The organism is Faecalibacter rhinopitheci (assembly GCF_015234135.1).
GTDB lineage: Bacteria > Bacteroidota > Bacteroidia > Flavobacteriales > Weeksellaceae > Empedobacter > Empedobacter rhinopitheci.
The window spans coordinates 499,059-525,736 of sequence record NZ_JADGIK010000001.1; the positions used below are offsets into that span (position 1 = coordinate 499,059).

General features: G+C 31.3%; 23 protein-coding genes. 12 read left to right on the forward strand and 11 right to left on the reverse strand.

What is annotated here, in order from left to right; genetic code table 11:
* The first annotated feature begins 42 nt into the window (after positions 1-42).
* From miaE to IM532_RS02345, 3 genes are all read left to right on the forward strand, one after another.
* Positions 43-624, forward strand: a complete 582-nt coding sequence (gene miaE / locus IM532_RS02335; protein WP_194181835.1) for a tRNA-(ms[2]io[6]A)-hydroxylase — start codon at positions 43-45, stop codon at positions 622-624.
* Positions 625-931: 307 nt separating this feature from the next.
* Entirely contained in the window at positions 932-1,963 is a 1,032-nt protein-coding gene (locus IM532_RS02340; RefSeq protein WP_194181836.1) for an LLM class flavin-dependent oxidoreductase, read from the forward strand.
* Between the two features lie 67 nt (positions 1,964-2,030).
* Positions 2,031-2,714 carry a DUF2490 domain-containing protein gene (locus tag IM532_RS02345; RefSeq protein ID WP_194181837.1) on the forward strand — a complete coding sequence of 228 codons (684 nt, stop codon included), beginning with the start codon at positions 2,031-2,033 and terminating at the stop codon, positions 2,712-2,714.
* A 36-nt stretch (positions 2,715-2,750) separates the two neighbouring features.
* On the opposite strand, the gene IM532_RS02350 is transcribed toward IM532_RS02345, so the two are convergent.
* From IM532_RS02350 to IM532_RS02385, 8 genes are all read right to left on the reverse strand, one after another.
* Positions 2,751-3,080, reverse strand: a complete 330-nt coding sequence (locus tag IM532_RS02350; protein ID WP_194181838.1) for a DMT family transporter — start codon at positions 3,078-3,080, stop codon at positions 2,751-2,753.
* Between the two features lie 58 nt (positions 3,081-3,138).
* Positions 3,139-3,705, reverse strand: a complete 567-nt coding sequence (locus tag IM532_RS02355) for a Crp/Fnr family transcriptional regulator (protein ID WP_194181839.1) — start codon at positions 3,703-3,705, stop codon at positions 3,139-3,141.
* Positions 3,706-3,784: 79 nt separating this feature from the next.
* Positions 3,785-4,690 carry a hypothetical protein gene (locus IM532_RS02360; protein ID WP_194181840.1) on the reverse strand — a complete coding sequence of 302 codons (906 nt, stop codon included), beginning with the start codon at positions 4,688-4,690 and terminating at the stop codon, positions 3,785-3,787.
* Between the two features lie 365 nt (positions 4,691-5,055).
* The gene (locus IM532_RS02365) at positions 5,056-6,750 is read right to left on the reverse strand and encodes a ribonucleoside-diphosphate reductase subunit alpha (protein ID WP_194181841.1); all 1,695 of its coding nucleotides are present in this window, start codon (positions 6,748-6,750) and stop codon (positions 5,056-5,058) included.
* A 75-nt stretch (positions 6,751-6,825) separates the two neighbouring features.
* Entirely contained in the window at positions 6,826-7,785 is a 960-nt protein-coding gene (locus tag IM532_RS02370) for a ribonucleotide-diphosphate reductase subunit beta (RefSeq protein ID WP_194181842.1), read from the reverse strand.
* Positions 7,786-8,175: 390 nt separating this feature from the next.
* The gene (gene rny / locus IM532_RS02375; RefSeq protein WP_194181843.1) at positions 8,176-9,747 is read right to left on the reverse strand and encodes a ribonuclease Y; all 1,572 of its coding nucleotides are present in this window, start codon (positions 9,745-9,747) and stop codon (positions 8,176-8,178) included.
* Positions 9,748-10,008: 261 nt separating this feature from the next.
* Positions 10,009-10,299 (reverse strand): cell division protein ZapA, encoded by a 291-nt coding sequence (locus IM532_RS02380; RefSeq protein WP_194181844.1) that lies wholly within the window; start codon positions 10,297-10,299, stop codon positions 10,009-10,011.
* Positions 10,300-10,303: 4 nt separating this feature from the next.
* Complete coding sequence (locus tag IM532_RS02385; protein ID WP_194181845.1) at positions 10,304-10,600, reverse strand: hypothetical protein; 297 nt, start codon at positions 10,598-10,600, stop codon at positions 10,304-10,306.
* Between the two features lie 500 nt (positions 10,601-11,100).
* On the opposite strand from IM532_RS02385, the gene IM532_RS02390 reads away from it, so the two are divergent.
* The 6 genes from IM532_RS02390 (at position 11,101) to IM532_RS02415 (ending at position 20,500) form a co-directional block, all read left to right on the forward strand.
* On the forward strand, positions 11,101-12,795 hold the full coding sequence (locus IM532_RS02390; protein WP_194181846.1) for a M23 family metallopeptidase: 1,695 nt from the start codon (positions 11,101-11,103) through the stop codon (positions 12,793-12,795).
* Positions 12,743-15,184: a TonB-dependent receptor gene (locus IM532_RS02395; RefSeq protein WP_194181847.1), complete on the forward strand. Its 2,442-nt coding sequence runs from the start codon at positions 12,743-12,745 to the stop codon at positions 15,182-15,184. The genes IM532_RS02390 and IM532_RS02395 overlap by 53 nt, the downstream gene beginning before the upstream one ends.
* 172 nt (positions 15,185-15,356) lie before the next feature.
* Positions 15,357-15,848, forward strand: a complete 492-nt coding sequence (locus IM532_RS02400; RefSeq protein ID WP_194181848.1) for a hypothetical protein — start codon at positions 15,357-15,359, stop codon at positions 15,846-15,848.
* 171 nt (positions 15,849-16,019) lie between these two features.
* Entirely contained in the window at positions 16,020-16,586 is a 567-nt protein-coding gene (locus tag IM532_RS02405) for a nucleotide exchange factor GrpE (protein ID WP_194181849.1), read from the forward strand.
* Between the two features lie 17 nt (positions 16,587-16,603).
* Positions 16,604-17,737 (forward strand): molecular chaperone DnaJ, encoded by a 1,134-nt coding sequence (dnaJ, locus tag IM532_RS02410; RefSeq protein ID WP_194181850.1) that lies wholly within the window; start codon positions 16,604-16,606, stop codon positions 17,735-17,737.
* A 147-nt stretch (positions 17,738-17,884) separates the two neighbouring features.
* Positions 17,885-20,500, forward strand: a complete 2,616-nt coding sequence (locus IM532_RS02415; protein WP_194181851.1) for a T9SS-dependent M36 family metallopeptidase — start codon at positions 17,885-17,887, stop codon at positions 20,498-20,500.
* Positions 20,501-20,565: 65 nt separating this feature from the next.
* On the opposite strand, the gene IM532_RS02420 is transcribed toward IM532_RS02415, so the two are convergent.
* The 3 genes from IM532_RS02420 to IM532_RS02430 all read right to left on the reverse strand — a co-directional run bounded on the left by IM532_RS02420 (position 20,566) and on the right by IM532_RS02430 (position 23,772).
* The gene (locus IM532_RS02420; protein WP_194181852.1) at positions 20,566-20,973 is read right to left on the reverse strand and encodes a heavy-metal-associated domain-containing protein; all 408 of its coding nucleotides are present in this window, start codon (positions 20,971-20,973) and stop codon (positions 20,566-20,568) included.
* 28 nt (positions 20,974-21,001) lie between these two features.
* The gene (locus tag IM532_RS02425) at positions 21,002-23,242 is read right to left on the reverse strand and encodes a TonB-dependent receptor (protein WP_194181853.1); all 2,241 of its coding nucleotides are present in this window, start codon (positions 23,240-23,242) and stop codon (positions 21,002-21,004) included.
* Positions 23,243-23,322: 80 nt separating this feature from the next.
* Entirely contained in the window at positions 23,323-23,772 is a 450-nt protein-coding gene (locus IM532_RS02430; protein ID WP_194181854.1) for an HYC_CC_PP family protein, read from the reverse strand.
* Between the two features lie 509 nt (positions 23,773-24,281).
* On the opposite strand from IM532_RS02430, the gene IM532_RS02435 reads away from it, so the two are divergent.
* From IM532_RS02435 to IM532_RS02445, 3 genes are all read left to right on the forward strand, one after another.
* A complete protein-coding gene (locus IM532_RS02435) occupies positions 24,282-25,817 on the forward strand; it encodes a glycine--tRNA ligase (protein WP_194181855.1) in 1,536 nt (511 codons plus the stop codon).
* 85 nt (positions 25,818-25,902) lie between these two features.
* On the forward strand, positions 25,903-26,253 hold the full coding sequence (locus tag IM532_RS02440; protein ID WP_194181856.1) for a phage holin family protein: 351 nt from the start codon (positions 25,903-25,905) through the stop codon (positions 26,251-26,253).
* Positions 26,254-26,318: 65 nt separating this feature from the next.
* The gene (locus IM532_RS02445) at positions 26,319-26,663 is read left to right on the forward strand and encodes a phage holin family protein (RefSeq protein ID WP_194181857.1); all 345 of its coding nucleotides are present in this window, start codon (positions 26,319-26,321) and stop codon (positions 26,661-26,663) included.
* Positions 26,664-26,678 lie beyond the last annotated feature (15 nt).

Here is a 26,678-nt window from a genome sequence, read left to right on the forward strand (position 1 = left end):
TGTATAAAGTTTTATTTTTGCATTTCATTAAGAGTATAGAGCATGTTAGGATTAAAATTATTGACGGATCCTCGTTGGGCCGATATCGCTGAAAGAAATTTAGAAGAAATATTAACAGATCATGCATGGTGTGAGCAGAAAGCTGCGACTAATGCCATTACGATGATTGCTTATAATTCTGAACACGACGAATTTATTCAAGAAATGTCCGACATTGCCATTGAGGAAATGCAACATTTTAAGATGGTCGTTGAAATCATTCAGAAACGTGGGTATACTTTAGGACGCGAACGTAAAGATGATTATGTAGGACAATTGATGAAATTCTGTCGTAAAGACGGATCTCGAAATATGGCTTTTATAGATCGTTTATTATTCGCGGCAATGATTGAAGCAAGAAGCTGCGAACGTTTTCGTGTGTTATCTTTAAATATTAATGATGAAGAATTATCAAAATTCTATCATGATTTAATGGTTTCTGAAGCAAATCACTACACAACTTTTTTAAACTTTGCACGTAAGTTATCGACAGATGTAGATGTGGATAAACGTTGGAAAGAATGGTTAGATTTTGAAGGAAATTTAATCCAATCGTACGGAAATAAAGAAGCAATTCACGGATAGAAATATCTTATTCAATACACAAAATGAGTTCAATTTAGGTTGAGCTCATTTTTTTTATAATATAGCATTACAAAATCAGTCATTCTAAGCTTGTTGAAATTAAGAGGAGAAGCTTTAGAAGCTTCGGTATAATATTCACCTTGAACTTGTTTCTACATACGAAATGAGAAACTGAAACGAGTTCAGCTTGACAGAAATTGTCATTCTAAATTTTTCGAAGAAACTACAATTAAACAATCAATATCTTACATCAATTAATTTAAGGCATAAGGATTGTAACTTTGTGTAACAAAAAAATATAGCAACTATGGAATTAGGAATCGGAATGTTTGGAGATGTTCGCATCAACGAAAAAACAGGATATATACAAACTGCTCAACAACGTCTTTCTGAAATTATTGAAGAAGTAAAATTAATGGATGAGGTTGGTTTAGATTTCTTCGGAATTGGAGAACATCACCGTCCGGACTATGCCGTTTCTTCTCCAGAAATTATATTAGCTGCAGCAGCAAGTGTAACTAAAAACATCAAATTAGGAAGCGCAGTTTCTGTCATCAGTTCTGCTGATCCTGTGAAATTATTTCAAGATTTTTCGAGTGTAGATAATTTATCAAATGGACGTGCGGAGATTATGGCCGGACGTGGTTCTTTTATCGAATCGTTTCCATTATACGGTTATGATCTAGCCGATTATGAAGCTTTATTTGATGAGAAATTAAAATTATTATTGACTTTAAATAAAAATGAAGTTGTGAATTGGAGAGGAAATTTTAGAATGCCTATCCAAAAACAAACAATTTATCCTCGACCAGTACAACCAGAAATCCCAATTTGGGTAGCTGTTGGTGGAACAACATCTTCTGTAATTCGTGCCGGAAAATTAGGTTTACCAATTATGTTTGCGATTATTGGTGGAGATCCTGCGAATTTTGTTCCTCTGTTCGAAGTGTACAAACAAGCGTACGAAGACAACGGGCACGATTTGGCTAAAATACAAGTTGGTGTACACATGCATTCATTTTTTGGAGAAGACAATCAGCAAGTCGCAGACGAATATTTCCCAATCTATGGTGCGCAAATGGATCGTATCGGTAAATCAAGAAATTGGCCTCCATTTACACGTCCACAGTTTGATCATGGCCGAGGAACAAATGGACATTTGATTGTTGGAGATGCCGAATTAGCCGTAGATCGTATTTTAAAATTTCATGAATTATTTGGGTTAACACGATTCTCAGCACACATGGATGTTGGTGCGCCAAGCCATAAAGATATGATGAAGTCGATTGAAATTTTTGGAACTAAAATCGCGCCAAATGTTAAGAAATCATTAAGCTAAAGGTATTCAAAGTTTTCCATTTCACTGAGATGGAAAACTTTTCTATTTTGGCAGTCAATTTAATTTTATGAAAAAATTTATTTGTACACTTACTGCCATCCTTTGTCTAACACCGCTCTTAAAAGCTCAAAATTCTGATTTAAGAAATTGGGGCGTTTTAAATTTAAATCAAAAAATATCGGATCGTTTTAGCTTATCTTCTGATTACCAATACCGTACATTTGAAGATATTGATCAACTGAATCAGTTGTTGTTGCGTGGTGGGATTGGTTATCACTTAACCGAAAATAACAATACTATTTTATTGGGATATGCTTATGTGTTAACTCGTGTGCCCGCAGGTGAAGACGATTATCGATCTTTTGGAGAAAATCGTTTATACCAGCAATTTAATACTAAACATGCTATTCAACGCGTAGGATTAAATCATCGTTTTCGTTTTGAAGAACGCTTAATGAACGACGATATTTTCTTTCGTTTTCGTTATCAATTAACGGCTACTATACCGCTAAACAAACTTACATTGCAACAAGATGCTTGGTATTTAAAAGCTTCTAACGAATTGTTTTTAAACGCCATCAAACAAAATAATTTTGATCGTAACCGATTGCATTTGATGGTTGGCTATGTAATTTCGCCAAAATTGACAATAGAAACTGGTTACATGAAACAACATATACAACATGCACAGACGCATCATTTCCAATTGGGCATTACGGTTAGTAATCCAATTGCAAAAAAGCCAAGTTAATCACTTGGCTTTTTTTATGGTTAATTCTTTGATTTTTTAGTGAGCTGAAACGGCTTTTAACCCTGCAATAGATCCAATTAACGTGAATAAAAAGAAGATGCGCCAAAACGTTACAGGTTCTTTAAAGATAAATATTCCCATAATTACTGTTCCTACAGCTCCAATACCGGTCCACACTGCATAAGCTGTACCAATAGGTAATGTTTGCGTTGCTTTCATTAATAATGCCATACTTATGGCAAGAAATAATAAAAAACCTCCGTACCATCCGTACATTTCTGTTCCTGTAGTTTCTTTTGCTTTTCCTAAGCAAGAAGCAAATCCAACTTCGCACAATCCTGCTATTATCAATAAAATCCAGTTCATTGTTTGTTTATTTTGGGTCAAAGTTAATGTACTGATTTGGGTAAAAATTTTACCTATGTTAAATTTTTGCTCGAATTCTACTCAACGAAACCTGCGTAATACCTAAATAAGAAGCGATGTACTTTAAAGGAATTCGCTGAATGATTTCAGGATAATTTTCAATCAATTTTAAATATCGTGCTGTAGCTGAAAGAGATAATCTATCAATAAAACGTTGTTCCGTATAATGAGCGAATTGATCAGACATGGTTCTTCCTAGATTTGCTAATTCTAAATCGTTTGCATATAATGCTTTTAACTCTTCTGTATTTAATTCAAATAAAACTGAATCTTCCAAAAGTTCTATATATTCATACGAAGGCTTCTTGTATAAATAGCTATCAAATGATAAAAGATAATCTTTTTCTAAAAACAAGATATAAGAAACTTCATTCCCCTCGTCGTCGATGATATAAACGCGCGCACTTCCCTTCGCAATAAAATAGAATTTCGGCTCATATTGTTTCGTATCAAACACAATGGTTTTCTTCGGCATTTCGACTTGGGTTGCCAATGCATTTATTTTTTGAAATGCGGTTTCAGATAAAGGGTAATACTCTTGGATAATTTCGCGAAACGAATACATAAAAGACTTTAGATTTGATGCAGCAATTTACGATTTTATGGAAAAAGAAAAACCCACTCGTTTGAGTGGGGTTTTCGTTTTATGCAGCGTCATGCTTTTTTCTACAAACAATTTCTACTATTTCAGAATCTGATAAACAATTTATATATGATGAAAAATAATTAGATTGAAAATCAATTAATAAAGTTGGATATTTAATATTCCATTTCATAATTAAATCTTTAGTTAAGGGAAATCTTTCTTTGATATCTTTAGCCAATATTTTTCCATCTTTACCAGTACCTTCTATTTCTTTATTAATATCTTCATCAAAAAGAACAAACATTTTGATAGCATATCTATAAAAAATACTTAGATTTCGATTGGATTTACTCTCCGAATTTACAATTTGCTTTGGAATTAATACTATAGGTTTACCTTGATAATGAGGTAATAAAACCCTTTTATTAATCCACTTAAAATTATTAAAATCGAAATACTCTTGTAAAGAATAAAACATTGTAATATTATATCTCACACATTGTTCTTGTGTAAATAATATTAAATCTTCATAAACGATTTTAGTCGTCATATCTGAAAGCCTATCACTACTAATATCTTTAATGAAAAATTCAAGATCACTTAGAGATTTTGTTAATCCATTGATGAAGTTTTCATTTGAGTTTATAGAATATATTAATTTATTTCTAAGTATTTCTGCGATAGACTTACCATTTCTCCCATTTCCATAACCTAACATCGTTTCTTTAGGTTCTTTTAATCCCTTAAGCAGATATTCGGATTTTTTGAAAGATTTTGATTTTCTTGTTTCCAATAGGGAACACCAAAACAAGGAAATCGAATTTGAATAATTTTTAAACAAAGGATTAATGTCTATTAATCGTGGATCTACAAATAATTTATTGTCCGATTCTAAGTTAATATTTACAAAGTTCAAATCATTTTGATCTTTATTAATTCCAAAGTATTCTGAAAATAATAACATTATAATAAATTTAAAATTTAAAAAATAGCTCTAAAATGTATTTAAACAACAATACAGAGCTCTAATATATCTGATGTGAAATTTGTATTTTATACTGCTTATATTTTTTATTTATTATTATAATTTATTAATGATTTATATATACTTTAGAAATAAATATTTGGGGAAATATTTTAAAAAGTATTTATCTATATTTCAATCAATAAGGTTGTAAGCCTGAGGGAGAAAACAAAAAGATAAATCATTAAACATTATTAAAATGCTGCTAATACCATAGTAGCATTTTTTATTTTTAGACATAGCAATCCCAAGCCAGTTATCAACTGGCTAAAAGATCACTTATAATTTTTTGAGATTTTTCTTAATTAAGATTCACAAGAAGAACAAGAAACTAAATTTGTGATTAGTTCTTTAGATACTGATTGTGAACGTTGGTAGTATAAAGTTTTTAAGCCTAATTGCCATGCTTCGATCATTAAACGGTTTACTTCTTTTACGGGTAAATCCGAAGGAATATTTAAGTTTAACGATTGAGATTGATCAATAAATTTCTGACGAATTGCTGCTTGCTGAACGATTTCTAATTGCGAAAGTTCTTTGAATGTTTTGAATACATCTTTTTCTTCTTTTGACAATTCAGTCATATGTTGTACTGACCCACCATTCAACATAATTCCACGCCAAACATCTTCATTATCTAAACCTTTCTCTTGCAATAACCTCGTTAGGTACTTATTCTTACGCATAAAGTTACCTTTCGATAAACCAGCTTTGTAATAGTTAGAAGCAAACGGCTCAATTCCTGGTGATGTTTGCCCTAAGATAGCAGAAGAAGATGTTGTAGGCGCAATAGCTAATGTTGTTGTATTACGACGACCGTAACCTTTTAGTACTTCTGGCTCACCATAAATACGTGCTAATTCTTCTGTTGCACGATCAGCTTTATCTTGAATGTATTTAAAAATTTCTGTTGTGCGTAATTTCGCTTCCATTCCTTCAAAAGGGATCATATAACGTTGTAAATATGAATGCCATCCTAATACACCTAATCCTAATGCTCGGTGACGTTTAGCGAAACGATTAGCGTTTGATAAATAGTAGTTTCCTTCTGTTTTTTCAATAAATTCTTGTAATACAGCGTCTAAAAAGAAAATAGCTAACTTAACAGCTTCTGTATCTTTCCATTCGTCATATAGTTCTAAATTCATGGAAGAAAGACAACAAATAAATGATTCGTCTTCTGATGAAGGCAACATAATCTCTGAACAAAGATTAGATGCATTGATACGCATGCCTAAATCTTTGTATACTTGTGGTTTGTTTTTATTTACGTTATCTGAGAAGAAAATATATGGTAAACCTTTTTCTTGTCGAGATTCTAAAACTTTCGCCCAAATTTCACGTTTATCACGATCTCCATCTACCATTTCTTGCATCCAATAATCTGGTACACAAACTCCATAGAATAAATTTTGGATTGAACTACCAATCGATTTAATCTTTAAGAATTCCTCAATATCTGGATGATCAATATCTAAATAAGCCGCAAAAGCACCTCGTCTTGTAGAACCTTGGCTTACTACATTCATAGCAGAATTAAATAATTCCATAAAAGAAACAGCACCACTACTCTTTCCGTTATCTGTAATTGCTGCACCACGCTCGCGTAATTCTCCGAAGTACCCAGAAGTACCTCCTCCAATTTTTGTTTGCATGATTACTTCACCTAGTTTCTGAGTAATACCCTCGATGCTATCCGGAATGTGTACATTAAAACAAGAAATAGGTAAACCTCTTTCTGTTCCCATGTTTGCCCAAATCGGTGAAGATAAACTCATCCAACCTCTTTCAATCATTTCTTTAAAAGAATTCTGTAGTTCTGGTTTTCCTAATCTTTTAGAAGCTGCTGCTGTAATACGATCAATTGCTCCTTCAACTGTTTCACCTTTTAAAAGGTATCCACGATTAAGAATTTGTTCGGATTCAGAATTTTTCCACCAAAGTTTTGGCGCTTCTCCTTCAAAAAAAGTAAAATCTTCGTTGTGTGGTGTATTTTCCATGATTGTAGGATTAAAATAAGTTATATATTATAATTTTGGATTCGTTTAATTTTTCTTAAGCATTTTTTATAAAGCTTAAAATAAGTCATCTGCTGAAATACTTTTGTCGTGTTTTGTGTAGTCCACAGGTCTTTTGGCAAAGAAATCGTCTAATGTACTTGCAAATACTTCTTCCTCAAACCAAGCCATTGGTCTATATTGTTCTTGCGTAATATGAAAAACTTTTTTGTAACCAATCTTTTCAATTGCTTCGTCTAAGCGGTATTTCATGTAGTTTAATAAATCAATTTTTGAATAATGTTCTAATTCACCTTTTTCAAAAATCCAATCTAACATTAATTTCTCTTGTTCTATATAACCTGTTACTGCATTTTCTACCCAACTTTGGTCTAATGATGGTGGTAATAAACCTTCTTCTTTAATCTTATTAATTAAATATATACCTGCATTAGCATGTATTTGCTCATCTACAGAAGTCCAAGCAATAATATTTGCAGTATTCTTCATCAATCCTTCGAAACGAGTAAATGATAAGATATTTGCAAATTTTGAGAATAATGAACTATCTTCAATAACCAACGCAAAAAATAATAATTTTTCAACGATTGAAATTTCTGTATCTTTTAAAATTCCACTTACAAAGTTATTATAGCTTTTGAATACTGGATTTTCTAAAGCAATGCTAAACTCATCAAGATATCCGTTCACTTCTAAGATTCGAGAATAAGCTTCACTATGTCTAAATTCGCTTTCTGCAAAAGTAGCTCCCAAACCATTTAATTCCGGCTTTGGGAAATAGTTATATAAATCTCCCCAAAAACCTTTTACACTTACTTCTATTTGTGCAATTGACAGAATTGATCTTTTATGAATTTCGCGTTTTACATCATCTAAATTAGCTCTGTAATCTTGTATATCTGAAGTAAAGTCAACTTCAGTATGCACCCAATAAGCTTTTTGGATAGCTTCCGTATAAGTTAAAACTTCAGGATATTCAAACGGTTTATAATTGATTCTCTTATCAAAAATAGACATAATATAAAAGTATTTTTGGTTATTAGTATTAGATTTTTTTAAACTCAAATTTGAGTTTTTAATAGAATTCAGTCAATTTATAATATTGAATTTTATACAATCCTTTACTATAAAGGGTTTAACGATTTTGACTTTTTGAATCTCTATTTTCTCAAATTTAGGATAACATTTTTCAAATAAAAATCCCAACGTATTAAAAAAACAAAAGGTTATCAACAAGTTGTTAATTAACTATAAAACAGTTATTTATATAAATAAAATCTCAATAACTTTTATTTAAATCTACATAATTTTTTATGTTAAAGTTTTAGAATTTATATATTTTATTCATAAAAAAAGGATTAACAAACGTTAATCCTTTTCTATAAATATATCCTAATAAATAGTTTTCTATCTTGCTATATTCACTGCTCTAGTCTCACGAATAACAGTTACACGAACTTGACCTGGATAAGTCATTTCATTTTGAATTTTATCAGAAATCAAAAATGATAATTCAGCAGCTTTTGCATCATCAACTTTATCACTTTCTACAATTACACGTAATTCTCTTCCGGCTTGAATTGCATATGCTTTTTCTACACCATCAAAATTTAATGCCGTTGTTTCTAAATCTTTTAATCGTTGAATATAAGATTCTACAACTTGACGTCTAGCTCCTGGTCTAGCTCCCGAAATAGCATCGGCTACTTGGATAATAGGCGATAATAAAGATGTCATTTCAATTTCATCATGGTGAGCTCCGATGGCGTTAATTACATCAGGATGTTCTCCATATTTTTCTGCCCATTGCATTCCTAGGATTGCGTGCGGTAATTCAGATTCTTCTTCTGGAACTTTTCCTATATCATGTAATAAACCTGCACGTTTTGCTAATTTAGGATTTAATCCTAATTCTGCAGCTAATGTACCTGCTAAATGAGCAACCTCACGAGAGTGTTGTAATAAGTTTTGTCCGTAAGAAGAACGGTATTTCATTCGTCCTACAATTTTTACTAAATCTTTGTGCAGTCCGTGAATTCCTAAATCTAAGATTGTTTTTTTACCAATCTCAATAATTTCATCTTCAATTTGTTTTGTTGTTTTAGCAACTACTTCCTCTATACGAGCTGGATGAATACGTCCATCAGTTACTAAACGGTGTAATGATAAACGAGCAATTTCGCGTCGTACAGGATCAAAACAAGATAAGATAATAGCTTCTGGTGTATCATCAACAATAATTTCAACTCCAGTAGCAGCTTCAATTGCACGTATGTTACGACCTTCTCGACCAATTATACGACCTTTAATCTCATCAGATTCAATGTTGAAAACTGAAACTGAATTTTCAATAGCTTGCTCAGTTCCGATACGCTGAATTGCAGAAACTACAATTTTACGCGCTTCATTCTTTGCATTTAATTCTGCATCTTCCATAATTTCTTGGATATGCGCTTGTGCTTTTGTTTTAGCTTCATCTTTTAAAACTTCAATCAACTCAGCACGAGCTTCTTCAGCAGAAAAATTAGAGATTTTTTCCAAGACCTCAACTTGTTTTTTATGCATCGTATCTACATCTTTTTGTTTGATATTTAATTTGTCGATACGTGATTGTAAATTTCCTCTTTCAGACTTAATATTGTCTTTTTGTTTTTGAATTTCGGCAAGATCGTGTTTTATTCGATCTTCTCTATCTTTCACTTTAAGTTCAGTATCTGAAACCTTTCTTTCACGTTGATTAATTAACTCTTCGTGCTTTGTTTTTAATTCAAGAAATTTCTCTTTTGCTTGTAAGATTTTTTCTTTTTTAATGGCTTCACCTTCCTTTTCAGCTTCATTAATTAAGTTATTAGCTTTGCGAGTTGCTTCGTCTATCAGCTCTTGATTTTGTTTATCAACTGATTTTTTAGACAGAAAATACCCCACTACCGCGCCTATAATTAATGTAACAAGTGCAAGAATAATAGTAATTGGATCCATAGCGTTTTGTAATGTTATATATATAAAAAACCTACACTAGTCAGTATAATTTGTGTTAACTCCTGTAAACAGGATTTGAGTTATCTTATTTGTCAAGTTTCCACTGTCATATATATATGTACCCGAAGGTTGTGGCCTGCTTTCAAAATAATGTTCACTCGGTAACAAAATAAGTGTTGAGTTAACCAAAATAGCTAGAACTAATGTAGGAATATTATTAAGTACACTTAGTGTATAACTAAATGTAAGAACTTCTCGATTTTATTTAGCGATTGACTGATCAATCAATTCTAATAATTTAGAAATACGTTCAGCCGTAATTTCCTCATTATCTTTCATTTGTTTTTTTATTTTAGCTTCACGAATTGCTAACTGAATAGCAACCATTGCTAGGGCATCTTGCTTATCTGATACAGAGTATTTCTCTTCAAATTGGCGTAAGATTCCTGTAATTTCATTAGCACATTCCATTATCATCTCTTCCTCTTCGGGATTGATGTTAATTGGATAGACGCGCGAAGCAATTTTAATCTCAATTCTGTGAGTTGACATTCTCCTAACTGTTTGTTTTAATTTGAGCGATACACGAGTCGACCTCCTTTATCAATTTATTCATTTTGAGTTTCATCATTTTCTTATATTCTTGATTACCACTCATTGCATTCACTACTTTTAATCTTTTTACTTCTTCCAAAAGTGAAAGATTATGCACCTGTGAATCTCTCAATTTATTTTTAAGTCTCGCATTCTCTTCTTCAAGAACCGAAAACTCGTTTTTTATGTTTTGATAATTCTCTAATAGATCTAAAACTTTGTTTTCAAGCTCGTTAAAATTCCTTTTTTCTTCCATCATCAGAGAACTACTTTTTATTCTAGCTTCTATTGCAAAAATAACATTTTTTTAAATCTAATCAATATTAAAACCTAAATTTTGTCAGTTTTTTTTTATCTTTTTGACAAATAGATGATTACTTATTTATTTTATCTTTTTTCTAATTTTAATTATCAAATTTTCAAGGATCTTAGAGATTTAAAAACTTTAACCACCATAAATTATCATCATAATAAGTTGATTTAAAGTTACTACTTTTTATAAAAAAAGATTAGATAAATTACACTTTTTTTAATTAGCTAAAAAGTTTAACACTAGCCCATATTTTTAAAAAATTTAAATTCTTAATTAGCATATATCATTTTACAGCTCCATTCTATTTTATAATTATCTAAATAACAAAGATATATCTTGTTTTTATTGACTTTTATTTGATTTAATTTTCAGGTTTTAAAAACTTTAAAGATGTTTGTAAAAGATTTATACTATTTTTAAGTCAATACAATATCAATAGAGAGAAAATGAAAGTGATAAAACCATTATACGTAAGTTTATTTTTAACAACATTAGCTTTCGGTCAACGAGCTGAACAACCTAATGCCGATAAATATCCAAAAACAGATTTTATTAATCCTTTAGAAATTAAGAATTTTTTAGCAGGGAATTTTGGTGAACTTAGATCAAATCATTTTCATAGTGGATTAGATATCAAAACACAACAAAAAGAAGGATTAAGAGTGCTTGCCGCAGGTGATGGTTATATTTCTCGTATCAACATTTCTCCTACTGGCTATGGCAATGCAATTTACATTGACCACCCAAATGGTTACACAACTGTATATGGTCATTTACAAAAGTTTGATGATGTAATAAAGGAATATGTTCGTAAGAAACAGTATGAACAAAAAACTTTTAAAATTGAGCTATACCCTGAAAAAGACGAATTAAAAGTTACTAAGGGACAATTAATTGCTCTTTCTGGTAACTCTGGTGGATCTGGTGGACCACATCTACATTTTGAAATTAGAGATACTAAAACAGAGGAACCTATCAATCCATTTTATTTTGGATTCGATATTCCTGACACAAGTAAACCAAGTATTTTAGGTACCTATATTTATCCTATAAAAGGAAAAGCAAATGGTGCTACAAGTAGAATAACGGTGGCAAATGGCGCTACTATAAATGCTGCTGGACAAATTGGTTTTGGAATAAAAACCTATGATAAACATAACGGAGCCGAGAATAACAATGGAGTTCATCAGATTGAGGTTTTTGTAAATGATGAGCCAATCTATACTTATACTGCAAGTCGTTTTTCGTTTGATGAGACCAGAGCTATAAATAGTGTATGCGATTACTCAGACTTGATGCGAAATAATAGCTGGGTTTACCAAGCTTTTGTAAAAGATGGTAATCCTCTACGTGTATTTTCAAATTTACAGAATAATGGAATCCTAAATGTAGAGGCTGGACAAACTTATTCCGTAAAAATTGTTTCTTCCGATTATGCTAAAAATTCATCAACAGTTAATTTTAAGATTAATGGTATAACTAGTACAAGCGAGCATATAGAAACACCATTTAGCAATCCAATTTATTGGAACAAAGAAAATTCTTTTAAATCAGAAGGGGTAGAAATATTTTTTCCGAAAGGTATTTTCTATGAAGATTTTGATTTGTCGTATAAGAAAGTAGGAACTAAACATCATGTTGGTGATTGGAACTTCCCAGTGCATCAGAATTTCACGATAGCATTAGATCCTTCGAGTGATATTCCAGCTGCCCATTTAGAAAAAGCAATTATAGTACGTCAGTTTCAGAAAAAGGGGGCTTGGAAAAAATCTTTTGAAAATACTGTGTTAAAGAATGGAAAGCTCATTGCTAAAGTGAGGGAATTTGGAATATTTTCTATTGAAATAGACTATACTAAACCAACAATAACTCCGTTAAACATAAAGGAAAATAGTCAATTTACTAAAACAAATGGCAAAATAAACTTCACCATTAGTGATTCACAATCAGGCATTAAAGAGTATAATGCATATATTGATGGAAAATGGATTTTAGCAGAATATGACCATAAAATTAAACGATTATCGATAGATCTAAATGCTGAGAGCATCGAAATCGGTGAACACCAACTAGAACTAAACGTAAAAGATGAAAAAAACAATACTTCTACCTTCACAACCACATTCAAAAAAGTATCTTAGTACTTTAGCATTTACTTTATTAGGAGGAGTTTTATTTGCACAAACCGCGCAGATTACGGGAAAAGTTGTCGATGAGTACAAACAACCTATCGCTAATACAGAAATTATCTGGAAAAATCAATCTGTTTTAACAGATAATAATGGTAATTTCAAAATACAAATCCCGGCTAATGAAACAGTAACAATTTCTTTTCATTATGATGGAAAATTAGAATACGTAGAAACTTTTAATTTAAAAGATAATCATAAGCGTGAATTATATGTCTTATTAGCTGATGATTCAAGAAATTCTATTGATTTAAAAACTGCTGAAATAACATTTCAGTCCAATAAAAATAAACCTTTTCAGAGCACCACATTAAGTGCTGCTCAAATGCAAGCTGGACCTAGTCTTACGGGTGGTGTTACAGATTTATTAAAGACCTTACCTTTTGTTAATTCAAATACTGAATTAAGTTCTCAATATATGGTACGTGGTGGAAACTACGATGAAAACTTAATTTATGTAAATGGTATTGAAATTTACAAACCTCAATTAATCAGAAATGGTGAACAAGAAGGTTTAGGCTTCGTCAATCCGCACATGACGCAATTAGTTAATTTTTCTGCCGGAGGTTGGGAAGCAAAATATGGTGATAAGATGTCTTCTGTTTTAGATATTTATTACAAGCGTCCAAAGAAATTCGAAGGTCAGTTTGAAGCAAGTCTAATGGGCGGAAGCCTTACATTAGGAACTGGTTCTAAAAATGAAAAATTTAGCGCAATTGTTGGCGCGCGTTACCAAAACAGAAATTTCATTTTAAACACGTTAGAAGGTGATACAAACTTTAATCCTGAATATTACGATGTTCAAGCAAATTTAAATTACCAATTAAATGAAAAATGGAATATTAACTTTTTAGGAACTATTTCTCGCTCTAAATTTGAAATGGTGCCAAATAATCGAAATACTTATTTCGGAACATTAACTAATCCTCTATTGTTAACAGTGTATTACAATGGAAAAGAAGACGATCGTTTCGGAACTGAAACTGGAAGTTTATCTTTTAATTTTAAACCAAGTTCTAAAGTTGATTTAGGCTTAGATGTTTTTGCCTATCATTCTAAAGAAAGAGAATATTTTGATATACAAGGTGCCTATTTAATTTCGGAAGTTGACCAAGATGGAAATTCGATGCAAAGTTATGATGTTGGAGCTCAAATTGATCATGCAAGAAATAATTTTGATGCATTAGTCGCAGGTATTCAACACAAAGGGAAATACAAAATAAATTCTAACAATGATTTGGAATGGGGTTTAAAGTATCAACAAGAAGATATTCGTGATTTGTTAAACGAATGGCAAGTAATTGACTCTTTAGGGTACTCAGTTAACAATCCCTCATTAGGCGATGGAATGCAACTTAATTATTATGTAAATGCACGTAATAATGTAAAATCTAATCGTATTTCTGGATATGCACAGTATTCTTCAAAAGTAATGTGGAATGATGCAAAAGTAATGTTTAATGTAGGTGTGCGTTCTTCTTATTGGGATTTTAATGAAGAAACTACATTTTCTCCAAGAGGACAAGTAGCTATAAAGCCAGACTGGGAAAAAGATATGTTATTCCGATTTGCTGCGGGAGTATATTATCAACCTCCTTTTTATCGTGAAATGCGTCGCTTAGATGGTACAATCAATCAAAATATTATATCACAGCAATCTATTCATTTTATATTAGGTCATGATTATGAATTTCAATGGATGAATCGTCCGTTTAAATTAACTACTGAAGCTTATTATAAAATATTAAATGATTTAAATCCATACTTCGTAGATAATGTAAGAATTCGTTATCAAGCTGATAATAACTCTAAAGGTTATGCTTACGGTGTAGACATGCGATTATTTGGACAGTTTGTGCCAGGAATAGATTCATGGTTTTCTGCATCTTATGCAAGAGCTTACCAAAATATTGATAACCGAGGTGATATTTCTTTACCAACTGATCCTAGATTTAAAGTTTCAGCATTTTTCCAAGATTATATGGATTTTTTACCATCTTTTAAAGTAAATGTGAATCTTATCTATGCATCAGGTTTACCAAATGGTTCGCCACAATATACAGATCCTTACAGTTATACTTCTTATCTTCAAGATTACAAACGTGTGGATATCGGTTTTGTGAAAGAATTTGTAAATCAAAAAGAATTAAAACCATCAGCAGGTTCTTTATTTAGCAAATTTAAAGAAGTTTCAGTCGGCTTAGATGTATTTAATATTTTCGATATCCGAAATGAGATTAGTAACACGTGGATTACAGATGTAAATACTTCTAATGTTTACGCTGTACCGAATCGGTTAACGGGGCGATTCTTTAACGCAAAAATCAACTTTAAGTTTTAATAATATTCAAAAGACATCTTTTTAAGGTGTCTTTTTTTTTGTAAAATATTTCTTAAATTCAATCAAACCACTTACTATGAAAAAAATATTCATTCTTCTCTTTACAATCCTAATTCTCGTCTCGTGCCAATCTAGACAAAATATGTTCGGAAAAAATAAAGTAAAAAAGTTAATGGATACATTTATTGAATTAGGAGAATCTGAAAAAAAAATTAATCCAGAAGAATATTACCTTAGTTTAATTCTCGCTACTCTTACTGAAGAACAGAAGAAAGATTTTAACGCAGATTTTGGGATTGGTTTAGGATTTATTAGTTATTCTTCTTCATGTCATGCTGATGAAAATTCTCTTCAATACATATATAAAGGATATACCATCAATGTAATTGATTCTGTAAAAATAGATTTCAATAAATATTCATTTTTACAAAAAGTAAATCAGAAAAAATTAAATCTTTCTATTTTTCCATGCGAACATCTCATTTATGACCCTACATATTATGGTGTGTATTTTGATAAAAAAGGAATAATCCAAACAATTGAACCTTGGGCTAAAAAAAGAAAACTAAGAAATCTGTTATTAAAAAATAAGTTTAAGATTAATTTAGACTCAGAATACGTTTTTTCTAATGATTCAATAGGTGTAGAAATTATATATGAATAATTATATGTATAATATTTCAATTAATATTAATACCAATCTCAACAAATCATCATACATTTACGAGCACTTCATCGACACGAAGTGCCTATTTTAGTACTAATTCTGTCAAAAAGTCACTCTATGCGCATTGGCAAACTATTTGATTCTTTCATGAACAAAAATAAGCGAAATATGTCTGAACAAAATATAAACGAAGAAATTCAAGATCAAAAAAATAATCCTGAAGTACAAAACGAAGAAATAAATTCTACAGAACAAAACACTACTGAAGAAGTAGTTGAAGAAAGATCTGAAGTTGAAGTTCTTAAGGAACAATTATCAAAAGAAAAAGAACAATATCTACGTTTATTTGCTGAATTTGACAATTTTAAAAAACGTACATCTCGTGAGCGTATTGATATCTTTAAAACTGCAAACAAAGAAGTAATTACAGCTTTATTACCAGTTGTTGATGATTTTGATCGTGCAATGCCACAAATCAAAAAATCAGAAGACGAAGCTTTAGTAACGGGTGTAGAATTAATTCAAAATAAATTAGTTGAGACGTTAAAAGGAAAAGGTTTAGTAGCCATGGATGTAAAAGCTGGTGACGACTTTAATACTGACAATCACGAAGCTATTACGCAAATTCCTGCTCCAACAGAAGATCTAAAAGGTAAGATTATTGATTGCGTAGAAACAGGTTATATGCTACAAGATGTAGTTATCCGTTACGCTAAGGTTGTTGTTGGAATGTAATCACTTGAACTTAAATCATGTCAAATAAAAGAGATTATTACGAAATATTAGGTGTAGCTAAGTCTGCATCTGCTGCAGAAATAAAAAAAGCTTACCGTAAACAAGCTGTTAAATACCATCCTGACAAAAATCCAGGTGACAAAGAGGCAGAAGAAAAATTTAAAGAAGCTGCAGAAGCTTATGAAGTTTTAAGCGACGATAACAAACGTGCTCGCTATGACCAATATGGTCATGCTGGTATGGGAGGAGCTGCTGGAGGCGGAGGTTTCGGCGGAGGCGGAATGAACATGGAAGACATCTTCTCACAATTCGGTGACATCTTTGGTGGTGGCGGATTTGGTGGTTTCGGAGGTGGATTTGGTGGTCAATCTCGTGGACCTCGCCGCATGAAAGGTTCTGATTTACGTATTCGCGTAAAGCTTAACTTAGAAGAAATGGTTAACGGTTGCGAAAAGAAAGTAAAAGTTAAACGTTTTAAACAAGCTCCAGGTGTTACTGCTAAGACTTGTCCTACTTGTAACGGATCTGGTCAACAAGTTCGCGTAACTAATACCATCTTAGGACAAATGCAAACTGCTACTACTTGCGGTACATGTCAAGGTGTTGGTAAAGTTGCGGATAAAATTCCATCAGGAGCTAACAATCAAGGTTTAATCAAAGAAGAAGAAACTATTGATTTACAAATTCCAGCTGGTGCAAGAGAAGGAATTCAATTACAAGTAAGAGGAAAGGGAAATGATGCTCCATTTGATGGAATTCCTGGTGATTTATTAGTTGTTATTGAAGAAGAAGAACACGATGCATTAAAGCGTGATGGGAATAATTTACATTACGATTTATATATTTCTATGCCAGATGCAATTTTAGGAAGCTCGCAAGAGGTTCCAACTGTAAATGGTAAAGTAAAAATTAAGATCGATAAAGGAACACAATCAGGTAAAGTTCTACGTTTAAAAGGTCAAGGATTAGTAGATTTAAATGGATATGGAAAAGGAGATTTATTTGTCCATGTTAATATATGGACTCCTACTAATTTATCGAAAGAGCAAGAAGCTTTCTTTGAGAAAATGAGAGATGATTCACATTTTTCTCCAGAACCTTCAAAAAATGAAAAATCATTTTTTGAACGTGTGAAAGATATGTTTCAATAATTTATATATATAATAGTATTAAAAGTTGCATTTCATTAGAAATGCAACTTTTTTTTATTTATTTATAAATATTTATGCGTAATTATAATTTTTCTTCTATCTTTAATTAACACTAATTAAAAGAATTAACAATTCTAAAAATTTAATATGAAGAAAAATTTTACGCTTATTCTATCTGCGTTCATATTGTCATGCTCTGCATATGCACAAGATGTAAACTCTATCGTAGGTACCCATTTATTAAAAACTAACCAAAACACTACAGATTTTCAAATTACTCAGAATGTTGTGAGCAGAAAATCAAATGCTAATCAAATACACGTTCAAAGAGTTTATCAAGGTATTCCTGTTTACTCAAGCTATGCAAATTATTTGGTAAAAGATAACCAAGTTACTTGGTCTGCTAAAAGTGAAATTTTTGATTTTAATATTGGTAAAATTGAGACTACTCCAACTTTATCTTTTGAACAAGTAGCTGAACAATTTGCACAAAAAGAAGGTTTAAATCTTTTCAAAGTAAATCTTAACGATACAAATACATCAAAAAAAGGAGTTTATATCTTTAAGGATGAAGCACCGCAATTAAATTATTATATAGAGGAATTAAAAGATACATATTTAGCATATGTTTTCACTGCGAAGATTAATGATGGTACATATAATGAAATTTATGATATCGTTATAGATTCTAAGACTGGAAAGATATTAGAAAAACATAGCCAAACACTTAGCTGTGGATTTAATCATGATTCTTTCGCAAATGAAAATTTAGCTTCCTTCAACAAAGAGGAATGGAACTGGTTATATGAAAATAGCGCTGTAGGTACAGCTGCAAACGGTTCATATAATGTATTTCAGTTACCAATAGAAGCTCCAACATTTGGAGATAGAACTTTCTATACTCAAGGCGCTTTTAATCCTGAAGCTTCTCCTAATGGTTGGCATAATTATGATGGAACCGAATCTACGATCACTAGAGGTAATAATACAAGAACTGTACATGATACAGAGTCTGTAGGTTACACAACTTACACAGGTGCTAATGCAACTACAACAGGTTATGTAGATGGTGGTGAAAATCGTATTTTTGATTTTCCTATAAATAGAGAATTACACCCTTATAAATACAAAGAAGCTTCTGCAACAAATTTATTCTACATGAATAATATGATGCATGATATCTATTATCGTTATGGATTCACAGAAGAATATGGAAATTTCCAACAAAATAATTTTGAAAAAGGTGGATTAGGAAATGATCCTGTTATTGCACTTGCTCAGACAGGTTTATCTGCAGGAGAAAGTAATAATGCCACATTTTCTACTCCGATTGATGGTCGCCATCCTTTAATGTCGATGTACTTATGGAATCCACCTTCAAGTTTTTCTGCAAAGCCATTAATCATCAATGCGCCATCAAGTATTTCAGGTGAATATGCAGCTTTAATTGGAAATTTTGGACCTGAAGTACCAGATAATGCACCTATTACAAAAGATCTTGCTTTAGTTAAAAAGACTGAAACTACAGGTACACCATATGATGGATGTGGAACAATATCTAATCCTCAAGAAATTAATGGTAAAATTGCTGTCGTTTTACGTGGTGATTGTAGCTTCGTAGATAAAGTACAAAAAGCACAAAATGCTGGAGCTGTTGGAGTTTTGGTTGTGAACAATGTTTCAGGAACAGCTTCTATGGGAGGTGAATCTAATACAATTACTATTCCTTCTTTCTCTGTAACTTCTACAGTTGGTAATCCTATTATCTCAAATTTAGAGAATAACGTTGTCGTAAATGCTACTTTAAAAAATGTTGAAACACCTTATACAGATGGAAGTTTAGATAACGGAATTATTGCTCACGAATATGGACACGGTATATCTATTAGACAAACAGGACCAACTAATAATTCATCTTGTCTAAGAAATCTTGAACAAATGGGTGAAGGATGGTCAGATTTCTTCGGTTTAATGATTACTCAATTACCATCTGATACTTCTACAACAAGAAGAGGAATTGGAACATATGCTCAGAATCAATTACCTACAGGCTCAGGAATTAGACCAACGGTATATACTACAAACATGACTCAAAACCCTGCTACGTATGCTAACTTAGCGAATTATGGAAATTCTGATTCTCCACACAGAACAGGATATGTTTGGGCAACTATGTTATGGGATTTAAACTGGAAAATGATTGATAAATACGGATTTACTCCAGATTTAATCAATGGTAATGCGGGTAATACAAAAACTATTGATCTAGTAATGGAAGGGATTCGTTTACAACCATGTAGCCCAGGATTTGTAGACGGTAGAGATGCGATTTTAAAAGCTGATGAAGTTTTAAATGAAGGAGTTAACAAATGTGATATTTGGGAAGCTTTTGCACGTCGTGGATTAGGTTATTCTGCAAATCAAGGAAGTTCTAATAGTAGAGTTGACGGAACTGCAGCTTATGATATGCCTCCAACAGAAGTTTTAAATTGTACTCTTGCAACGTCAGATTTAACTTCAAACGAATCATTCAAATTATTCCCTAACCCAGCAAAAGATATCGTTCATTTCTATGACGAAACTTTAAAAGGTGATGTAAAAATTGAAATTATCGATATGGTTGGACGTGTTGTTTCTTCAGAAACTGTTAAATTACAAAACAACAGAAATTCTGTAGACACTTCTAGTTTACCTAAAGGAGTTTACGTATTAAAATTCCATACAGATAACGGAACTGTAACTAAAAAATTAATCAAGAATTAATTTTAAAATATAAACTACATAAAAAGGCGCTTTAAGTATAAAGCGCCTTTTGTATTTCTAGTTTTTTAATGTTGATGAGTTGAATGATCTTCTTGTTTCAACATTTGTTGTTTTTCTTCAGTAATATGTTCACCATTTTCTTCATCACGATCATATAAACAACATGTATGCAAAGATTCATATACTTTATCATCCGCTTTTTTGGTATTTGTATCGTGCCCAACTGCAACAATTGCATTTTCCACAGCTTCTACATTATTTTTCTTTTCATTTAAAATAACTCGTAAGGTATGAGAATCTGCATTCCAATCTGCTGTTTTTACACCAGCAACGCCATAAGCAGCTTTTTCTATACGTTCTTTACACATTCCACAATTTCCTTTGACATGCAATTCGTGTTTCGCATTCTTATTTTGTGCATTTGCACTTATTCCCATCACGGTTACTAGTGCTATTGTAACTAAAGTTTTCATATGTATATATTTGTTTTATTGTGTCTAATTATTTTAATGTAAATCTTAATCCTGCATATATCATACGACCAAATATTGGCGCATAAACCATTGTACTGTCAAAGTTAGAACCAAATGGATCATTTCCTCCTACAATCACACGATGCTGTTGATAATTGCTTAAATTCTCCCCTCCCACATAAATTTCAAAAGTATCTGAAAAAACTCTTGTAATTTGAGCATTTATTGTTCCAAAAGGATTGGAATATGAAGCTAATTGATTTTCTGGTAAATTGTCTGATGTATTTGGTATACGTTGTTTTCCCATCCAATTATATGTTGCGTCAAATCGCCAATATTTTCCATTTTTCTCATGCGTTTGATATTCAATATTCGTAAAAAATCGGTGTTTAGCTTGTAAAGGTTTTTCTAATTGTCCTTTTTCATATGCAGTTTGTATATCATAATACTTATACGCTGCACGAATATTAAAATGAGTGAATGGATTATAATTAAAATCAAATTGGAATGAATTGGCAAACGATTTTCCATCCAAATTATAAAAGCGCACTTCTCGTGCCGAATAATCAATATCTGTAACGATTTGATTCTTGAAATCTGTTCGATAAAAATCGGCTGTTACATCTGCATTACGACCAAATAATTTAAATTTCTGTGAAATACTCAATCCATAATTCCAAGCAATTTCTGGATCTAAACCATAAATACTTCCACCATTTCCAATAATATTAAATTGTCTTGATGAAGCAAATAAATTCTGGTTCTCTGCAAAAATATTATTGATACGTTTCCCACGTCCAACTGATGCTTTTATCGTTGTATTCTCCCAAGGCGTGTAACGTGTATGAATTCGAGGAGTAAAGAAAACACCCATACGATTATGATAGTCTACACGCCCTCCAACAATAGCGTTAAAGTTTTTTAAATTATCATAAGTATATTCAAAAAAAGCACCTACTGAATTATCTACACGGTTAAATTCTTGCATTTCTGGTAATGCTGTAAATTCTTGAAATTTGTCCCACGTAAAACTTGCTCCTGTAGAAAATTTATTCTTTGTATTATTAATAATCGAATTAAAAATATAATTAGAATAAAAACTCTCATGAGTAACATCGTACACATTATTTCCAAAATAAGAATCTTGGTTATAATAACTAAATGCAGTTTGTAATCCCATACTTTGAAATGGCATTTCTGGAAAAACATATCCTAGTTTAGCGGAAAAATCTACTTTGTCAGTTTCAATATTTGAACCCCATTTCGATTTTGAGAAACGATCTGTTTTTTGATTATATCCAACTTGTCCACCTTGTTTTAAATCAGTTGCATAACGCCCTGAAATAAAAGCTACAATTCCTTTTTCCGCATTTTGATATTGCCAACGATTCATCACATTTACTTGGTTTCCCATCGGATTATCCAAAAAACCATCTTTGTTCATATCATTTTCTTTGGTACGTGCATTTCCATGTAAGAATAATGAAGTTGCCCATTTATCTGAAATTTTTTTATTTAAATGCACATTGGCCTCAAAACGTGAATCTGTTGATCCAAATAAATTAACAAATAAAGGCACATCATTCGCTGGTTTAATTAATTCTGTATTAATTTGTCCTGAAAAGCTTTCGTATCCATTAACAACAGTTCCGGCACCTTTTGTTACTTGAATACTCTCTACCCAAGTTCCTGGCGTAAAACTTAATCCAAAGGCTTGAGAAGCTCCCCGTACCGACGGAATATTTTCTTCTGCAATTAAAATATAAGGTGAATTTAACCCTAACATTTTAATCTGTTTATTTCCGGTTACGGCATCTGTGAAATTAACATCGATGGATGGATTAGTTTCAAAAGATTCAGCTAAATTACAACAAGCTGCTTTCAACAATTCTTTATGTGACATAATTGTTGTATTTGTAGCTGCTGATGCTTTTCTAAGAGAATTTCTTGTATCTGTAATTTTAACCTCAGCTAAAGTATTTTCTTCTATTGGTTGAAAAGTAAATGTGATATTCTGGAATTCGTTATTCGATGGATTGAAGGTGATGGATTGATTTTCGTAATAAATTCCCAAATCTTTTCCTTCTTCTTTAGGAAGCTGAAATTCACCATTTTCATCTGTTAAAGTAGAAATTGTTGTAGATTTCCAGATTACTTCTGCTCCAATTAACGGTACATTATATCGGTCTACTATTTTTCCTTTTGTAATTTCTTGCGCAAAAGTTAACGCAGCGCCTAAAAGTAATATTGGCGTAATTATTTTTTTCATTTTTTAAAAAGCATAAAATTAATTGTTAGTCATAATTGTTTTAGTTATCTAAATCACTAAAAACATATTCAATACAATTATTACGCTTCGTATAAAACCAGCTGTTTATGTAGTATATATATAGGTGGCGCATTAGATTCTATATAGAAATCTAACGGAGTAATACATCCTGTTTTATTTAAGTCTAAAGGAAAAACAACTTTTACGATTGATGGAGCAACAAAAAAATCAATCGGTGAAATTTTAAATACTTTTATTGCAATTTGATCCTGAAAATCTTCAGCATAAGCTAAATCTTTGCAGCAATCTTCATCTAAATTATTTTCTTTTGAAGTCTTACAATGATTAGCAGTTTGCTTTGTTTCGCAACAAGAAGCAAGTTGTTGCATTTTACAAACCTTATTGTCCAAATGATTTAATTGAACCTTTTCGACCTGACCTTGACAAAAATGCATAGAAAATGCTACACTTAAATTTGAAATAATCAAAACAAGCGAAAGTAGAATACGTATGTATTTTTGCATTTTCATTGGAATCAAAATTAGCTATTTAATATCAATTTTATATTATTATTTTGTTAAACATATTTCAACAATATTTATTTCAGCAATAAAATATGCTTCCAATAACAAGCAGATTTTAAATGGAATTTTAAACTTATTTATAATAAATATTCATTATCAGAGAAGCTTCTATTTTACTTATTATGCTTAATACTTATTAAATTTTAATTAGTTTTTTAAAATAAAAGCGAATCATATACCTCATGAAATATTATCGTTTATCAACGTATTATTATTTATTTAAAAAATATTATTCAATCAGATTCTTGGATCATATACTCCATATCGTTTTGTTTTTTTTTGGAATAAAATCTAATTTAGTCCTCCTACTTATCATTTCAAATATTCAATTATTGGATTGTATTTGCTTTTATACATAAATACTCGCTTTTAAATCATAATATTATTGAGTTAATCCTTTTCATTAGTCATCAAAAATTCTTAAAATTGCACTTTAAATAAGTATACACACAATTATGTCAGAAGATATTTTCAAGAAGGTAATTTCTCATGCGAAAGAATATGGATTCATTTTCCAGTCGAGTGAGATTTATGATGGATTATCAGCCGTTTACGATTACGGTCAAAACGGAGCTGAGTTAAAAAATAACATCAAACAATATTGGTGGAAAGCAATGGTACAAATGAACGAGAATATCGTTGGTATCGATTCTGCTATTTTTATGCACCCTACTACTTGGAAAGCTTCAGGCCACGTGGACGCTTTTAATGATCCGTTGATTGACAACAAAGACTCTAAAAAACGTTACCGTGCAGATGTTTTAATTGAAGATTATTGTGCGAAAATTGAGGCTAAGATTGATAAAGAAGTTGCCAAAGCTGCAAAACGTTTTGGTGATGCTTTTGATAAAAACGAATTCGTTTCTACAAACGGCCGTGTGGTAGAATATCAAAATCAAATCAATACAATTTTAGCTCGCATGGGGAAATCATTAGAAAATAATGATTTAGAAGATGTAAAAGCTTTAATTGAAGAATTAGAAATTGCTGATCCATTAACAGGGTCTAAGAACTGGACAGAAGTTCGTCAATTCAACTTAATGTTTGGTACTAAATTAGGAGCCACTGCAGACCAAGCAATGGATTTATATTTACGTCCTGAAACAGCACAAGGTATTTTCTTAAATTACTTAAACGTACAGAAAACTGGACGTATGAAGTTACCTTTCGGGATTGCGCAAATTGGTAAAGCTTTCCGTAATGAGATTGTTGCACGTCAATTCATTTTCCGTCAACGTGAGTTTGAACAAATGGAAATGCAATTTTTCGTAAAACCAGGAACTGAGTTGGAATGGTATGAAAAATGGAAAGAAACTCGTATTAAATGGCATAAAGCTTTAGGTTTAGGTGATGATAATTACCGTTTCCATGATCATGAAAAGTTAGCACATTATGCAAATGCTGCTGCAGATATTGAATTTAAATTCCCATTTGGATTTAAAGAATTAGAAGGAATTCACTCTCGTACAGATTTCGATTTAAAAGCACACGAACAATTTTCTGGTAAAAAGATTCAATATTTTGATAACGAAACAAATGAATCTTATGTTCCTTATGTAGTTGAAACTTCTGTAGGATTAGACCGTATGTTTTTATCTATCTTCTCAAACTCATTAAAAGAAGAAAAATTAGAAGATGGTTCTGAGCGTGTTGTTTTAGCATTACCACCTGCATTAGCACCAATAAAAGCTGCTATTTTACCATTAGTTAAAAAAGATGGTTTACCAGAATTTGCAGAAAAAATTGTAAAACAATTACGTTTAGATTACAATGTAACTTACGAGGAAAAAGATTCTATCGGTAAACGTTACCGTCGTATGGATGCAATTGGAACACCATTCTGTATTACAGTGGATCATGATTCATTAAACGATAATTCAGTTACACTACGTTACCGTGATACGATGGAACAAAAACGTGTTTCTATTGATGAATTAGCGTCTATTATTGATGGAGTGGTTAATATGAAACATTTATTGAATCAAAACTAATTGATTAAAATATATATTAAAGCCTTGAAATCACTTTCAAGGCTTTTTTTATTTTTTACTTTTACATTCTTTATTAAAAACACTTATGAAAAGCTTAATTATTAAATTAATTGTTTCCGCTTCAATCCTGTTAATTGGAGATTATTTATTTGAAAGTATTACTATTGATGGATTTCTTTATGCCTTAATTTTAGTAATACTTCTTGGGTTTTTAAATGCTACTGTAAAACCTATTATCAAACTATTTTCATTACCAATTACAATTCTTACATTAGGACTATTCAACTTTGTAATAACGGTTCTAATTTTAAAATTAGCGGATGTATTAATGGGTACATATTTTGAAACAGATGGTTTTCTACCCACACTTGGTTTCGCCATTGTTATAACAGTATTAAACTCATTTGCTGATTTATTCATTAGCGACAAAGATTAATAATTTTAATAATTCAATACACGTTTGGCAGATTGTTTGATTATTCAAATAAAAACCAAACTATTATGAATTTTATTATCAACCTATTAATTTCAGCATTAGTAGTATTTGCACTATCTAATGTTATGCCTGGAGTAGCTATATCTGGCTATGGAAGCGCTATTATCGTTGCGCTAGTTATTGGATTTTTAACAGCTTTTGTTCGTCCAATTCTAGGAATTTTAACTTTACCAATTAATATTTTAACGTTAGGATTATTTTCTTTTGTAATTACTGCAATAATTATACTATTAGCAAGTGCGATTATGGGAGATAGTTTCCATGTTGACGGATTTTGGTATGCAATGCTTTTTGGTGTTGTACTCGGAATTGTAAATTCGATCGTTGGTGGATTATTCGGAGGAGATTAATCCTACAAAATAATT